The sequence below is a fragment of the Pseudomonas fluorescens genome (genome assembly GCF_900215245.1).
Lineage (GTDB): Bacteria > Pseudomonadota > Gammaproteobacteria > Pseudomonadales > Pseudomonadaceae > Aquipseudomonas > Aquipseudomonas fluorescens.
The window spans coordinates 1136897-1152726 of sequence record NZ_LT907842.1; the positions used below are offsets into that span (position 1 = coordinate 1136897).

Here is a 15830-nt window from a genome sequence, read left to right on the forward strand (position 1 = left end):
TATCAGCGCAGGTTGATGGTGGTGTTGACGCCATCGTTGACCGTGTCGTCGTCAAACCAGCGGCTCGTCACGGTTTTGGTCTGGGTATAGAACTGCACCACTTGCTTGCCGTACGGGCCCAGGTCGCCGAGCTTGGAGCCACGCGAACCGGTGAAGCTGAAGAACGGCACCGGCACCGGGATCGGGATGTTGATGCCGACCTGGCCTACATCGATTTCACTCTGGAACTTACGCGCTGCCGCACCGCTTTGGGTGAACAGGCCGGTGCCGTTGCCGAATGGGTTGGCGTTGACCAGCGCGATGGCTTCATCGAGGGTGGCAACTTCGAGCACTACCAGCACCGGGCCGAAGATTTCCTGGGTGTAGATCTGCATGTCCGTGGTTACGCCCGAAAACAGCGTCGGGCCGACGAAGTTGCCTTGCTCGAAGCCCGGCACCTTGATGTCGCGGCCGTCCAGCTCCAGCTTGGCGCCTTCTTTCACGCCACTTTCGATCAGCTCCAGGATGCGGGCCTTGGCGCGCTTGGAAATCACCGGGCCGACATCGGTGCCCGCTTCGCTGCCGGCATTCACTTTGAGCTTTTGCGCGAGTGCTTTCAGGTCTGGCAGCCATTGCTTGGCCGCGCCGACCAGCACCACCACAGACGTGGCCATGCAACGCTGGCCCGCGGCGCCGAAACCGGCGCCGACCAACGCATTCAAGGTGTGTTCGCGGTTGGCGTCCGGCAGCACCACGGCGTGGTTCTTGGCGCCCATCATCGATTGCACGCGCTTGCCGTGTTTACCGGCCAGGTCGTAGACGTGGGTGCCGACAGCCGTCGAGCCGACGAACGACACAGCCTTGATGTCTTTATGGGTGCACAGCGCATCCACCACGTCCTTGCCGCCGTGCACCACATTGAGCACGCCAGCCGGTACGCCGGCTTCCAGCGCCAGCTCCACCAGCAACATGGTCGACAGCGGGTCTTGCTCGGACGGTTTGAGCACGAAGGTGTTACCGCAAGCAATCGCCATCGGGAACATCCACAGCGGAATCATCGCCGGGAAGTTGAACGGGGTAATGCCGGCGCACACGCCGATCGGCTGGCGCAGGGTGTAGGTGTCGACGCCGCCGGCGACGTTTTCAGCGAATTCGCCCATCTGCAAGGTGCCGATGGAACACGCGTGCTCAACCACTTCCAGGCCACGGAAAATATCGCCCTCGGCATCGGCAATGGTCTTACCCTGCTCGGCGCTGAGGACGACGGCAATGCGCTGGGAGTGTTCGCGGATCAGGGCTTGCAGCTTGAGCATGATGCGCATGCGCGCGCCGATCGGGGTCAGCTTCCAAGTCTGGAAGGCACTGTGGGCGGCGTCGATGGCAGCGTTGACTTCATCGGCGGTGGCGAACGGGACTTTGGCCAGCACCTCTTGGGTGGCCGGGTTGACGATGTCTTGCCAGTGGGTGGTCTTGGACTCGACCCATTCACCATTGATCAGCAACTTGACCTGTTGCACGGAAATATCGGCAGAAGCGTTCATGTGGTCTCCAATCTTGTAGTTATGCAGAGACAAGGCGCGTGAATCGCCTTGGAAATGAGGCGTTCGGACTGTTTTTGGAGTATAGATGTGCAAATCTCTAATAAGAACGCACATAAAAGCCGGTCCAATATGCAAAAAAACATCACGTCATTGGGCTCCCTGAACTGGGATGACCTGAAGTTTTTCCTCGAAGTGGCCCGCACCCGCAAGGCCAGCGTGGCCGCCAAGCGCCTGGCGGTGGACTACACCACCGTGTCGCGGCGCATCAGTTCTTTGGAAGTGTCGCTCGGCACCTTGCTGTTCGAAAAATCCCGGACCAACGGCTTTGTCCTGACCGCCGAGGGCCAGCGTTTGCTGGGTTACGCGGAGTCCATCGAAAGCACCTTGCACATGGCTTGCGAGCAGGTGTCCGGCTCCGGCGTGGCACTGTCCGGGCATGTGCGCATGGGTTGCACCGAGGGTTTCGGCAGTTTTTTTGTTACCCCGCAGCTCAGCCACTTCGTCGACACCTACCCGGCGATCTCGGTCGACATCCTGCCCCTGCCCCACTTCATCAGCCTGTCCAAGCGCGAAGCCGACATCGTTATCGCCCTGGAACGCCCGGAACACGGGCCGTACGTGTGCTGCAAACTGTGCGACTACAAACTGCAGCTGTACGCGACCCAGGACTACCTCGACCAACACCCGCCCATCCATCGCCCGGCAGACTTGGCCGAGCATCCGTTTATCAGCTATGTGGATGACTTGGCGTTCAGCTCGGAGCTGCTGTACCTGGCGAATGTAGTGCCCGGCGCCAGCGCCAGTTTGCGCAGCACCAGCGTGATTGCACAGTACGTGGCGGCGCAGCAGGGGCGGTCGATGGCGATATTGCCGTGCTTTCTGGCGGCGCAGGACCCGCGGTTGTTGCCGGTGCTGGGGGAGGAAATTGCGATCACGCGGCAGTTTTGGATGTATTGCCGGGAGGATTTGCGCAAGTTGAAGCGGATTACGTTGTTGTGGGATTACATCAGGGAGGTGACGGAGCAGAATCAGGGGTTGCTGATGGGGGAGACGCGGGAGATCAAGTTTGCGGATTAAAGGGCCATCAACGACGATTCGCTTTAAATCGCAGGACGTTTCCTAGAGACTCTCCACCCTATTGCGCCTTACCGTTTGGGTCACTAGCCTCCCTGGGTCGCTGCACATCAGCGATCGGGTTTAGCGATCCGGATTTTATGAGGCACCGCTTCCAACAGTATTAGCTGGTTCTTGCCAGCTTTTAGCGTTTTATGGCGGCTGTGTGCGGGAGACCTTGAGTCTACCCGGGGTCTCTCAACCCGGATCGCTAACCTGCACACAGCTGCCACCCTCTTCATGTTTAGCGATGTGATGTGGCGGCTCTACTTCAGCAGAGAGCAATCGTCATGAGCAAAATCGTCCCCGATCCACCGCTTTCCTCCATCACCACCCTCGGCGTCGTCACCTTCGGCGACTACGGCGAAAACCAAAAACCCCTGTTCCGCGTCAATGCCGGCATGCCGATTGAGCAAGCCCTGGAACACGCCTCCACCCTGCTTTTTTACGCCAAGAAACTCGCCATGAAAGCCGCCATGGATGTGCGCGGCGAGCAATACGCGTGGGCTGCGCATTACCTGTGTGAGATGGGCAAGGCCGTGGTGGATGACTTGACACAGGCGATGACGCCGGGCAGTTAAGCGAACACTGTAGCGAGCACACACTGCAAAAATAAATATGGGAGCTGGCTTGCCTGCGATGGTGGAGGGTCAGTCAGCTTATCTGCTGCTGATACACCGCTTTCGCGAGCAAGCCCGCTCCCACATTTTTGAGCTGTGGTGGGTGCAGAACTTTGGTCATGCACAAATAAGTGTGGGAGCTGGCTTGCCTGCGATGGTGGAGGGTCAGTCAGCTTATCTGCTGCTGATACACCGCTTTCGCGAGCAAGCCCGCTCCCACATTTTTGAGCTGTGGTGGGTGCAGAACTTTGGTCATGCACAAATAAGTGTGGGGGCTGGCTTGCCTGCGATGGCGGTGGGTCAGGCAGCTTATCTGCTGCTGATACACCGCTTTCGCGAGCAAGCCCGCTCCCACATTTTTGAGCTGTGGTGGGTGCAGAATTCTGGTCATGCACAAATAAGTGTGGGAGCTGGCTTGCCTGCGATGGTGGAGGGTCAGTCAGCTTATCTGATGCTGATACACCGCTTTCGCGAGCAAGCCCGCTCCCACATTTTTTGAGCGGTGGCGGGTGCAGAACTTTGGTCAGACACAGATAAGTGTGGGAGCTGGCTTGCCTGCGATGGCGGTGGGTCAGGCAGCTTATCTGCTGCTGATACACCGCTTTCGCGAGCAAGCCCGCTCCCACATTTTTGAGCGGTGGCGGGTGCAGAACTTTGGTCAGACACAGATAAGTGTGGGAGCTGGCTTGCCTGCGATGGCGGTGGGTCAGGCAGCTTATCTGCTGCTGATACACCGCTTTCGCGAGCAAGCCCGCTCCCACATTTTTGAGCGGTGGTGAGCGCAGAATTTTGGTCATGTACAAATAAGTGTGGGAGCTGGCAAGCCAGCGCCCACATTTGACCGCATTGCAGCATTGGAACGGGTTAAGCGGTTAGTCCGCGATCACCACAATCGACACTCGACGATTCTCCGTGCGCCCCGCGACGGTGGTGTTAGACGCCACCGGTTCGCTGCTGCCCAAGCCGCGCAGCTTGACGTTTTCTTCCTTCATCCCCACACCTGTCAGCACCTTGACCACGCTTTTGGCGCGGCGCAGGGACAGTTGTTGGTTGTAGCTCTCTTTGCCCGAGGCGTCGGTGTGGCCGTCGACGCGTACACGTTCGATGCCGGCGCCTACCAGGGCTTTGCCGATACGTTCGACGATGTCGGTGCTGGCTTTGTTGAGGCTTTCCACGTCGCTGCCGAACAGCACTTTGCCCGACAGCCCGAACGCCCAGCCTTCGTCGGTGAGTTCAAAACCTTGCTGTTTGAGCACGGCGACTTGCGCCGGTGTCAGGCCTTTGGGCGGGGCCGTCTGGCAGCCGCCGAGGGCAAGGAAGGCCACCAGTAAGGTGATAAACATAAATCGCGCATTCGAGAACAAGGGATCAACTCCTGTGATTGACATTTGCGGCGGTGGGCTCCGATTCCGCCGTTTGCTGGCCACCCTGGGATAAGCGTTTGGCCTGGTACATCGCCGCGTCAGCGGCATTGAGCAAGGTGCCGGGAGTGGCGCCATGATCGGGGTAAACGGCAATGCCGATACTCAGTGAGGTCAACACCTGGGTGTTGCCGGGCAGCGGGATCGGCACGTCCATGCTGGCAATGATCTTGTCGGCGATACGCTGGGCGTCCTCCACCTTGTGCAGGGGCGCGAGCAGGATCGCGAATTCATCGCCGCCCAGGCGCGCCACCAAGTCATCTTCTCGCAATTGCGCGCGCACGCGCTCGGCGACGGCCACCAGCACGGCATCGCCGGCGGCGTGGCCGAAGTTGTCATTGATGTCTTTGAAACGGTCGCTGTCGAGGAACAGCACGGCGACTCGCTCATTGATTTTGGCGGCGCCGCGCAGCGCGCGGATCAGCCGGCCCTCGAAGAAGGCGCGGTTGGGCAGCCCCGTCAGGCTGTCGTGGCTGGCCTGGTGGGCGAGCGTTTCGTTTTCACTTTGCAGGTGGCTTTGCCAGGCTTCCATCTCGCCGAGCAGGGCATTGAAGTCGCTGCCCAAGTTGTCGAGTTCGGCGATCTGCGCCGGGGGCACGCGCCGGTCAAAGTCGCGCTCGCTGCGGGCGGCGTGGGCCACGGCAGCCAGGCTTTGCAACGGTTTGGTAATCCCCAGCAACAAGCGCCGCGCCAAGTACAACGCCACCCAGGCGCTGAGGGCCGTGCAAATCACGATGCCGGCCAGGCCGCTGAGCAGGAAGCGCAACAGGCTGCCGCCATGGCCGACCACGTGAATGCTGCCGACCCTTTGCCCTTGACGCACAATCGGCTGGCTGATGGGCTGTTCGAGCAACGCATGCGCCAGCGCCAGTTCGACCTGGGACAACATGCCGGTTTCCGGCCGTACCCATTGCGCCAATAGCTTGCCGTTGGCATCAAACACTTCGGCCTGGGCCACTTCCTCGGTGGAGGCGATAAGGCTGAGCGCTTCAGTGGCGGCGGCGCTGTCGTTGAACACCACCGCAGCTTCCACGGTGTAGTTGATGGAGCGTGCGATCAGGTGCAGGTTGTGATCGGCATACACGCGCAGCGCCAACACGCCGAGCAGGGTCAGCGACACGCTGGCCAGGGTCACCGCTACCAGCGCCAGGATCAGGTGCCCTCGGCCGATGACCGAACCCAGGGTCGGCCGCGCTTTATCAGCCCTCATGGCACCGTCGCTCGACGGCGGGACAACTGCAACACGCTGGGGTGGATGCGCACGCCACTGCGGGCAACGGAGTCCAGGTTGACCTCGAACGACACCTGCTCATCACCCACGCGCAGGCAGAACAGGCTGCCCACGGTGCATTGGTCGCCACCTTCGCTGATGCTGAGCACCGGGTGACCAATCAATGAGGTAAACAGCCGGGTGCGCTCATCAGCGCTGAGTTTGCCGATGTACACGGCGTCGCAGGCATTGACGATATCGGGGTGATCGGCCAGCAGGCGCTGCACCACAACCGGACGTCCCGTCGCCTGGGTCGTGCCCTTGACCAGGTCGTCGGTGTATTGGGTCGGCCCGACAATGCACAGGCGCAACTGCGCAGGCTCTACGGGCCAGCGTGCATAACTGAGAATACCGAGCACGACTTGGGTCACCGCCTGGGCGCGCTGATCCGCCGGGCCGGGAGCCTGGGCAAAGGCTCGCGGCGCGAGCACGCACACAAGCGCCACCAGTAACATGCGTCTCCAGCTCAAACTGCGCTCTGCGGGCGAGACAGCCACGTTCATGCAGCAATTCTCTTCAGGTATTTTTTCAAGGTGATGCCGCAACGATAGCACAGCGGCGCAAAGCCCCGGGAAAGCGTGCTTTCGCGAGGCCTGCTATTTTTTCAGAAAAATCACACGATCGAGTCAGAAATATTTCAGGTCCGATCAGTCAGTTTTTTCTTCCGCAGCGTCCAGCTCCAACATCAAACCACTCAGGCGCTTGACCTTGCGTCGCACGGCTTCCTCAAAGACACCACTGCGCGGCTCGATCAGGCTGAACCAACGTTTGGCGCGGGTGATGCCGGTGTAGATCAGTTCTTTGGTCAGCACCGGGTTCAGCGCGTCCGGCAGGATCAACGCGGTGTGGGTGAACTCCGAGCCCTGGGATTTGTGCACGGTCATGGCGTACACGGTTTCCACATCGTTCAGACGGCTGGGCAGTACAAAACGCACACCGCCCTGGCCATCGTTGCGTGGGAAGGCTACGCGAAGCACCTGCGGGCCACCGTCGCTTTCGGGCAGTTTGAGCGCGATGCCGATGTCGCCGTTCATCAGGCCCAGGCCGTAATCGTTGCGGGTCATGAGTACCGGGCGGCCTTCGTACCATTGGTCATCACCTTCGATCAGCCGCACCTTGCGCAGGGCGGCGGTGATGCGCAGGTTCAGCCCTTCCACGCCCCAAGGGCCTTTGCGCACGGCGCAGAGCAGCTGAAAGGCGTCGAACGCTTGCAGCAGCTGTTGCGCCCAGTGTGTCCAGGCCGCGTCTTCGCGCGGGGTGTCGAGGGCCGGGCGCGCGCTGTGCAGCAGGTTGAGGTAAGAGCGATAACCTTGGGCGTCGTCGCCCTGCCCGTCCAGCACCAGCCGCTCCAGGGCGTGGTCGTGTTCGCCCTTGAGGCTGAGGCAGAAGAGGTCGCTGTGGCTGCGAGCGGCCAGCAGTTTGCGCGCCTCTTCGGCGTTTTGCTGGTTGACCCAACGCGCCAGTTGGCCAATACCGCTGCCTTCGCCAAAACGTCGCGAATAACGCAGCATCACCACTTGCTGGGCCAGAGGATGGCTGCCGTCGAGGTCTTCGTGGAGGCCGCTGGCGCTGAGGTCTTCGCCGCTGACGGCTTGCAGCCATCGGCGTGTGTCGGGGCTGTACCAACCGGCTTCGGCGTCGCGGCACAAGTCGCCGAGCACGGCACCGGCCTCCACCGAGGCGAGTTGGTCCTTGTCGCCCAGCAACACCAAGCGGGCGTGGGGCGGTAAGGCGTCCAACAGGTTGGCCATCATCTCCAGGTCGATCATCGAGGCTTCGTCCACCACCAGCACGTCCAGAGGCAACGGGTTGCCAATGTGATGACGGAAGTGCCGGGTGCCCGGGCGACTGCCCAACAGGCGGTGAACCGTGGTGACCTGGGTCGGGATTTTGTCCCGCACGCTGGCGGGCACATTCAGCGATAGCACTTGCTGGCTGATGGATTCGGTGAGGCGTGCAGCGGCTTTACCGGTGGGCGCGGCCAGGCGGATGCGCAACGGGCTGCCGGCTTCCACAGCGGGGGCCTGCAACAGGGCGAGCAGGCGCACCACGGTGGTGGTTTTACCCGTGCCGGGGCCGCCGGTGACGATACTGAATGCGCCGCGAGTGGCCAGGGCACAGGCGAGTTTTTGCCAGTCGATGACGCCGTCGGGTGGCGGTTGGTCAAACAGACGGTTCAGGCGCTGGGGCAAATCGGCGGCGACGCTTTCCACGCTCGCCAGGCGCAGGCGCAGCGCCGTGTCGATACGCCGCTCGTAAGTCCAGTAGCGGCGCAGGTACAAGCGTTTGCCAGACAGCACCAATGGCCGGCTGTGAGCGGCTTCACTGCCATCAACCGCCAGGGCGACCAGGTGACTGGCGGCCAACGCTTGGCACCAATGGGCACCGTCGAGGCCGGCGAGCAGTTGCGACGGCAACAGCATGGCACCGGTCTGCACGTCGCCTTCGGGTGGCAGCGACAAGGCAAAGTCGGGCGCCTTGAGGGTTTCGAACAGGTCGAGGCACACGTGGCCATGGCCCAGTTGATGGCTGGTTAATGCGGCAGCCAGCAGCACCAACGGATCGGCTTGCGCGTCGAGTTCGTGGAGGAAGCCGACGAAAGCTTTGTCCAAGGCGCGCAGCCAGCCGCGGTCGACCCAACGTTCCAGCAGTTGCAACAAGTCGGCGGCGCGGCTGAGCGGCAGCAGTTCCTCAAGCGGTAACGGCGACAGGCTCATAGCAGCACTCCTTGTTCCCAGGCCGGTTCGACTTTAGGCGGTATGGGTTTGCCCTGGAACAGCAGGTCCAAGCCTTCGATCAGTTCGCGTGGTGGCCGGGTGAAATACGCCCCTTGGCTGGCAGCCTGGGTGCCGCGCAGGAACAGGTACAGCGCACCGCCGACGTGACGGTCGTAGTCATAATCGGGCAGGCGTGCCTTGAGCTGGCGGTGCAGGGCCAGCAGGTAAAGTACGTATTGCAGGTCGTATCGATGCTCGAGTATCGACTGTTCCATCGCGTCTTGGGTGTAGGCCGAATCGTCGGGGCCGAGCCAGTTGGATTTGTAGTCGGCCACGTAATAGCGGCCGTCGTGTTCGAAGGTCAGGTCGATAAACCCCTTGAACATGCCGTTGAGCAATACCGGTTCGGCGGCAACCCGCGACACGCCGTGGTGGGTGTGCTGGCATACCCACTTGTCGAGGGCGAGCACGTCGACTTTGTGGCTGGCGAACCAGAACTCCATTTCAATCTGGTAGTGCCGCAGGCTGCTCAGGGTGACCTGGTCGTTACCCACAGGCAGCGGGGTTTGCAGCAAATGGCCCAGCCAGCCGCTGAGGGTGATGATCCAACCTTCCCAATTGCGCCGGTTGCAGCGCGCGCCCACGGCTTTTTCGATGGCCTCGGGTGTCACGTTGAAGCCCTCCTCACCCGCCCATTCCAACAGGCCGTGGAGGAAAGTCCCTGGATTAGGGCCACGTGGGAAACGGTGAATGTCACCGCCGGACGCGGCCACTTCGCGCGGCGCATCAGGGTCGAGGCGTTCGTCATCGAACAGCTTCTGGGCTTGTGGGTTTTCCGGCGCTTCGAGGGGCGCGGCGCTCATGCTGTCGCCAATGCGCAAGGCACTGTAGGAGGCGATCCACCAGTTCTCGGCGGCCTTGCGCTTGGGCAGCAAGGGCGCGAGCAAGCTGGCTTCGTTGCGCGGTGGGTGGAACAGGCTGTCTTGCGCGTCAGGCACGTGGGCGTAGTGGATGGCCGCGCAGCCTTCCTGCAAGTCCAGCAGCCAGCGCGCCAGACCGGCGGATTCGCCCAGCGATGCGCCGGCGCCGAGCAGATACCCCAGCGCTGACAAGTGCAAGACGGAGCTGTTGGTATTGCCGCGCTTAAGGTCGGCAATGCCGAGCCAGCAGGCGTGTTTGGCACGGGTCAGTGCCACGTAGAACAAGCGCAGGTCTTCGGCCAGGCGCTCATCGTCGGCCTGGGCGATCAACTCGGCGGTGGGCCGCAGGCTGACCTGGGATTTGCCATGTTCGTCGTGGTAATGCAGCGGTAAACGGCTGCCATCCACCGGTTTGGCCGAGCAGATAAAGGGCAAAAACACCAGGTCGTATTCCAAGCCTTTGGACTTGTGAATGGTGACCACTTTGACCAGTTGCTCATCGCTTTCCAGGCGCAGGATCTGTTCCTCACCGGCCTGACCTGACAGCGCCAAGTGTTCGGCCAGATGGCGGATCAGCGCTTGTTCGCCGTCCAGTTCCGACGCGGCCTGTTGCAGCAGTTCGCTGAGGTGCAGCAGGTTGGTCAGCACACGTTCGCCATCGCTGCGGGCGATCAGCGTGTGTGGCAGCTGGAAATCGTGGAGCAGGCGCCGCAGCATCGGCAGCACGCCTTGGGTGCGCCAGATCGCACGGTAGCCTCGGAACTGCATCACGCGGGTTTCCCACGCCAGTTCGTCCTGATTCAGACGCTCCAATTCCGGCAATGAAAGGTTCAAGGTGACACAGGCCAGGGCGGCGCGCAGCGGGCGCTCGACGTCCGGTTCCGCGCAGGCCTTGAGCCAGGCCAGCAGGTCGTGGGCTTCCTGGGCGGCGAAGACGGAGTCTTTGTCGGACAGGTACACGCTGCGCACGCCACGGGCAGCCAACTCGGCGCGCACGGCTTGGGCTTCCTTGCCGTCGCGCACCAGGATGGCGATGTCTGACGGGAGCACGCCGTTGAAACGGCCATCCTCTTGTAGGAAGCCGGCAGTACGTTGCTGTCCGCCATTGAGCAACGCGACGATTTGCGTGGCGCAGGCGGCAGCCAGTTGCTGGCGATACACCGCGTTGGAAATCGGCTGGTCGGTAGGCAGGTGCCAGAGGTTCATCGCTGGCAGCGTTTGACCCTCCACCTGCAGTTGCTCTTTGCGGCCTTGGGACAGTACCGAGTGGAACGGCACCGGGTTGTCGCCATTCGGCTCGCGGAACAGGAATGCGCCACGGCCGGTTTCCGCGCGTTGGAACACGTGGTTGACCGCCTCGACCATCGCATGGCTGGAGCGGAAGTTAGTGCCCAGGGTGTGATGGCGGCCAGCGGTAGACTGACGGGCGCGCAAGTAGGTGTAGATGTCGGCACCGCGGAACGCGTAGATCGCCTGTTTGGGATCACCGATCAGGAACAGGCCACTGTCCAGGTGGTTTTCTTCGATGCGGTAAATGCTGTCGAAGATGCTGTATTGCACCGGGTCGGTGTCCTGGAATTCATCGATCAGCGCCACGGGGAACTGCTCGCGGATCACACTGGCCAGACGCTCGCCACCTTCGGCTTGCAGGGCGGCGTTGAGGCGAATCAGCATGTCGTCGAAGCCCATTTCGGCGCGGCGGCGTTTTTCTTCCTCGAAACGTTTACCCACCCAGCCGGCGGCGTGTTGCAACACTGCGGCATCGGGCGTTGGCAAGGCGTCGAGGCTGGCTTTGAGACTGGCCATCGCGTTAATGCCGGGGTGGCGCGGCGGTTCGCCCTTCCAGGCTTCGGCCATGCCGTCGGGTGTGAGGCGGGTGAAGCCGGTGCCGATGTCCAACTGCTCAAGGGTTTCGTCAGCAGCCCAGGCACTGATCTTTTCGAACCAGGGCTCGAAGTAACGGGCTTGCATCTTGCGGCCGTCGACGGCTTTGGCAGCCACGGCCTGCAGGCAGATATCGCGCAGCTCGGCGGCCCATTGTTGCCAGGGTGCCTTGAGCGCGACCAGCGCTGCACGGCGCTCTTGCAGGCAGGCGTTGATCAGCTCGCTTGGCTCGCGGGTTTCGTCTGTAGGCCGCTCGCTGCCGAACAGCGCACGCACGCGCGGCATCAGCGCGGCGGGGCCGCTCCAGTTTTTGCGTACCCAATTGAGTGCGTCGTCATGCATCGGGTAGCAGAACAGCCGCCAGTAGTCGCGCAGCACTTCGCCGAGCAGGTCACTGTGATCGGTTTCCAGGGTCTGGGTGAACAGGCTGCCACTGTCGAACGCGTGTTCGCGCAGCATGCGCTGGCACCAACTGTGGATGGTCGAGACGGCGGCTTCGTCCATCCATTGGGCGGCGATGTCCAGACGGTTGGCGCAGGCGGGCCATTGCTCGGGGAGGTATTGATCGCGCAGGTCAGCGATCAGGGCATCGGGCTGATCGATTTCGTCGCGAAAAAAACGCGCGGCTTCGGCGAGGCGGATACGGATGCGTTCGCGCAGTTCTTTGGTGGCCGCGTCGGTGAAGGTCACCACGAGGATTTGCGGTGGCAGCAGTTCGCGAACAAAGCCAGACTCATCCCCCCCATGGCCAAGCACCAGGCGCAAATACAGGGCGGAAATGGTAAAGGTCTTCCCGGTGCCGGCGCTGGCTTCAATCAGCTGGCTGCCTTTTAGCGGGAAGGCCAGGGCTAAAGGTTTGCCGATCATGTGCTGGCCTCCTCACGGGTGAGCGATCGCCAGGGGGCGTTGATCAGCGGGCGATATAGGGTTTCGCACCAGCCTTCGAACTCTTCGCTGGCTACCAGGGTGGCGTAGTCGGGGAACTGGCGGGTGAGCGCCGGGGTTTCTCGCCGCTCGCCGTCGGTGGTCAGGCCGTCGCCTTCGTAGGCTTTGCTTGCGGCGGCCTGCGCCTTGGCAGGGTCGGTTTGGCCGAGCCAGGCGAAGGCGGTTTTCACAGCCACCGGGAGTGGTTTTCGCATGCCGGCGTGCCAGGCCAGCAGCAGGTTGCCGAGGATTTCCCGGGCACTGGATGTATCCAGCGGGCTCAGTAACAAGGTGTCGTCACTCGCGACCAAACCGGTACTGAGTGGCAGGCCGCAGGCGCAGGCAACGACGTGATTGACCCACGGGCGAATCAGGCGATGCCACTTGCGGGTCTTGATTGAGCCGATGCTGTTGGGGAGGGTGGTCACGCTTAGCAACCCGCCATCACTGCGCCGATGCAGGCCACTGATCCAGCCTTCCAGCTGCAGACCTTGATGCTCAAAACTGATCGGCTCGGCGGTTGTTTGTGGTGTGGGCCACAGCGCCAGTAAATGTTGGTAACGCTGCAACAAGTCGGGCAATGGCTCGATCAGTTCGTTACGCAGGCACTCGCCAAAACCGACCATTGGCAACAGGCCACTGCCTTGCAGGCGCAGCGCCTGGGCTTGGAGGGCCTGATCCACATGATCGGGCTGGGTCAGCGCGGCGTTCAACAGGCTGTCGCTGAGGCTGTAGCGTTGCAGCGCGTCAAGGACGAAGGGTTCTTCATCGGCCAGCGGCACTTCAGCGGCTTCGAAGAACACTTTCAGACGCTGGCTGAAGAAATGTTTGACGGGGTTGCGTAGGAAATCCTGCAACTGCCCAAGGCTCAAGGGTTCTTCTTGTGGGTGTGGCGCCAGTTCCTGCTCTTGTAGGGGGGCATCGGGCGCTTCGTGGAGCAACTGCCACTCGCGTGCGTAGCTGAACAGTGGGTCACCGGCATGGAAGTAGCGAGCGCTGAACGGCTGGAGTGGGTGCTCCTGGGTCATTGCTTCCAGCAGCGGTGCTTCTGCTTGTGCGTTGTGCCAGCCGCTGGCGAGATGATCGCGCAGTTGGCCAATCAGTACGGAGGCCGGACGCTCGCTGTTGTCACGGATGCTGCGGCCGACCCAACTGATATACAGCTGATCGCGGGCCGACAGCAGGGCTTCGAGCAGCAAGTAGCGGTCGTCTTCACGGCGTGAACGGTCGCCGGGGCGGTAGTCGCTGCCCATCAGGTCGAAGTCCAACGGCGGTTGCGCGCGCGGGTAGTCGCCGTCGTTCATACCCAACAGGCAGACGAGCTTGAACGGGATGGCGCGCATGGGCATCAGCGTGCAGAAATTGACAGCGCCTGCGAGGAAACGCTGGGACAGGCGGCCTTGGTCCAGCCCGGCCAGCCAGGCTTCGCGGACTACGGTGAGAGGTAACTCGTCTTGTAGGCCGACGGACTCGCAGGTCTCCAGCCAAGTTTCTCTGAGTTGTTCGAGTTGGCCGAGGAGGTAGTCGTCGTGTTCGCTGCTGGGCAGGAAGAATAACTGCATCAGGCGCTGCAGGCGCTCGCCCCAATCGCTCGGCGCCGCTGGTTGGGACAAGGCTTGATGCGCGTCATTCAATGCATCCAGCAAGGCGACCAGTGGGCCGATCAATGCGGCATCGAGACCACCGATTTCATCATAGGGCTCGATGCCATCGCAGGCCGGGCCAGTGCCGACGGCATAGCCCAACAACATGCGGCGCAAGCCGAACCGCCAACTGTTTTGCTCCAGCTCGTTTGGCAGGCCCAGGCCGGCGCGTTGCTCGGCGTTAAGGCCCCAGCGGATGCCGGCACCTTCGATCCAGCGGTGCAGTGTGGGCAGGTCGCGTTCCTTGATCGCGAAACGTTCACGCAACGCAGGAACGTCGAGCAGGTCGAGAATTTCACTCACGGGGAAGCGGCTGTCCGGGAGTTTCAACAAATGCTCGACGGCGATCAGCAGAGGGTCGCGGCCGCGCTGGCCCTGGTCGGTAAGGGTGAAGGGGATAAAGCGTGGGTCGGTTCTTTCCAGTTGACCGAACACGGCGCGAATATGCGGTGCGTAGCTGTCAACGTCGGGGACCATGACGATGATGTCGCGCGGGCGCAACTTGGGATCGGCGCTGAACCGTTGGAGCAGTTGGTCGTGGAGAATTTCCACTTCGCGCTGGGCGCTGTGGGCAATGTGGAAGCGGATGGAGCTGTCGTTATTGAGGTCGACGCCGGGCCACAGCTCACGCGTTTCGTTGAGTGGGCGCAGTTCGAGAATGTCATCCTGCAACTCATTGAGCAGTGTGGTCGGTTCGCTTTCGCTGAACAGGTCGATGCGCCCGTCACGGAAGGCGGCGCGGTAGCTGTTGGGGTCGTCGTAACTGTCCAGCAGGCTGATGTAGTCACGGCCCTGTTTGCCCCAGGCGGCGAGCAGCGGGTGCGCGTGCTGGTGCAGAGTTTGCGGGTCGATGGTGACCGGCATTCCGACCTTGCGCGCTTGGCGTTTGTACTCGTTGCGCAGCAGGTCTTTGTCCGCAACGATGTCAGACCAATGGTGGCGACAAGGGTTATGTACGCACAGCAAGACTTGGCTGAATCTCGCCAGGCCAGCGAGCGCTTCCAGCGCCTGTGCGGGCAAAGAGGAAATGCCGAAAACAATCACACGGGACGGCAGGCCTTGGGGGGCTTCTTGGAGGGTGTTGATCCGCTCAATGAAACGCTGATGAACACCGGCACGGCTTTCAGCCATGCCCTCTTCACCGACATCCAGTAACAGTGCACGCCATAACTCTGCTTGCCAGCAGTTCGCGGGGTTCAGCGGCTTGGACTCGCCTCGACCGTTGCGCAGTTGGTGACGGCCGGCGGCCCAGTCTTCCAGCCAGTCGGCGCGGTAGACCTGGTACTGGTCGAACAAGTCGGCCAACCGCTCTGCGAGTTGATAGCGTTTGCGCAGGTCGGTGTCGTGGGTGAGAAAACGCTGCAGCGGCTCGAAATGCGCTTGATCGATGAGCTCTGGTAGAAGGCGCATCAGGCGCCAAGTCAGTGGGGCCTTATCAAGCAGAGACTTGGGCGGGATCTCATCCTTGCCCAGAACCATGCGATAGAGCTGCCACATAAAGCTGCCGGGAAGCTGCACATCGATAGCGGCGGCGATGCCGCAGCCGCCCATATCATCTTCTTCGGGGTCTTCGGCCAAAGCCAACTTGAGCCATTGAGCAATGCCGTTGCTTTGAACCAGTGCTATTTCGTTTTCCAGGGGAGCCAGCGGATAACGACGCATCCAGCTGACGACGAGGCTGCGCAGTTCGTCCAGGCGGTTGCCGTGAACCACCATAAATCCAGCGCTGAGGGACGTCGCATCCGGCATAACGGCTTCCTTGGGAAAAGCAAAATCGAGGCATGGACTTTAGCACTGT

Annotated in this window: 10 protein-coding genes; 3 read left to right on the top strand and 7 right to left on the bottom strand. The window is 61.8% G+C overall.

Annotated features, from left to right (window positions below):
- Nucleotides 1-2 precede the first annotated feature (2 nt).
- Complete coding sequence (locus CPH89_RS05375) at nt 3-1520, bottom strand: CoA-acylating methylmalonate-semialdehyde dehydrogenase (protein ID WP_053257981.1); 1518 nt, start codon at nt 1518-1520, stop codon at nt 3-5.
- A gap of 129 nt (nt 1521-1649) precedes the next feature.
- Between CPH89_RS05375 and CPH89_RS05380 the strand changes: the two genes are divergently transcribed.
- The 3 genes from CPH89_RS05380 to CPH89_RS30355 all read left to right on the top strand — a co-directional run bounded on the left by CPH89_RS05380 (nt 1650) and on the right by CPH89_RS30355 (nt 3752).
- Nucleotides 1650-2597, top strand: coding sequence for a LysR family transcriptional regulator (locus CPH89_RS05380; RefSeq protein WP_053257982.1), 948 nt, complete (start codon nt 1650-1652; stop codon nt 2595-2597).
- A 326-nt stretch (nt 2598-2923) separates the two neighbouring features.
- Nucleotides 2924-3214, top strand: a complete 291-nt coding sequence (locus CPH89_RS05385) for a DUF3077 domain-containing protein (RefSeq protein ID WP_053257983.1) — start codon at nt 2924-2926, stop codon at nt 3212-3214.
- A 49-nt stretch (nt 3215-3263) separates the two neighbouring features.
- The gene (locus CPH89_RS30355; protein ID WP_162232028.1) at nt 3264-3752 is read left to right on the top strand and encodes a hypothetical protein; all 489 of its coding nucleotides are present in this window, start codon (nt 3264-3266) and stop codon (nt 3750-3752) included.
- A 373-nt stretch (nt 3753-4125) separates the two neighbouring features.
- On the opposite strand, the gene CPH89_RS05400 is transcribed toward CPH89_RS30355, so the two are convergent.
- The 6 genes from CPH89_RS05400 to recC form a co-directional block, all read right to left on the bottom strand.
- Nucleotides 4126-4617: an outer membrane lipoprotein YfiB gene (locus CPH89_RS05400; protein WP_053257986.1), complete on the bottom strand. Its 492-nt coding sequence runs from the start codon at nt 4615-4617 to the stop codon at nt 4126-4128.
- A gap of 4 nt (nt 4618-4621) precedes the next feature.
- Nucleotides 4622-5884, bottom strand: a complete 1263-nt coding sequence (locus CPH89_RS05405; RefSeq protein ID WP_053257987.1) for a diguanylate cyclase DgcN/YfiN — start codon at nt 5882-5884, stop codon at nt 4622-4624.
- Nucleotides 5881-6447 carry a regulatory sequestration protein YfiR gene (locus tag CPH89_RS05410; RefSeq protein WP_053257988.1) on the bottom strand — a complete coding sequence of 189 codons (567 nt, stop codon included), beginning with the start codon at nt 6445-6447 and terminating at the stop codon, nt 5881-5883. Before CPH89_RS05410 ends, CPH89_RS05405 begins: the two co-directional genes overlap by 4 nt.
- Nucleotides 6448-6591: 144 nt before the next feature.
- Nucleotides 6592-8661 carry an exodeoxyribonuclease V subunit alpha gene (gene recD, locus CPH89_RS05415; protein WP_053257989.1) on the bottom strand — a complete coding sequence of 690 codons (2070 nt, stop codon included), beginning with the start codon at nt 8659-8661 and terminating at the stop codon, nt 6592-6594.
- Nucleotides 8658-12332, bottom strand: a complete 3675-nt coding sequence (gene recB / locus CPH89_RS05420; RefSeq protein ID WP_053257990.1) for an exodeoxyribonuclease V subunit beta — start codon at nt 12330-12332, stop codon at nt 8658-8660. Before recB ends, recD begins: the two co-directional genes overlap by 4 nt.
- Nucleotides 12329-15781: an exodeoxyribonuclease V subunit gamma gene (gene recC / locus CPH89_RS05425; RefSeq protein WP_053257991.1), complete on the bottom strand. Its 3453-nt coding sequence runs from the start codon at nt 15779-15781 to the stop codon at nt 12329-12331. The genes recB and recC overlap by 4 nt, the downstream gene beginning before the upstream one ends.
- Nucleotides 15782-15830 lie beyond the last annotated feature (49 nt).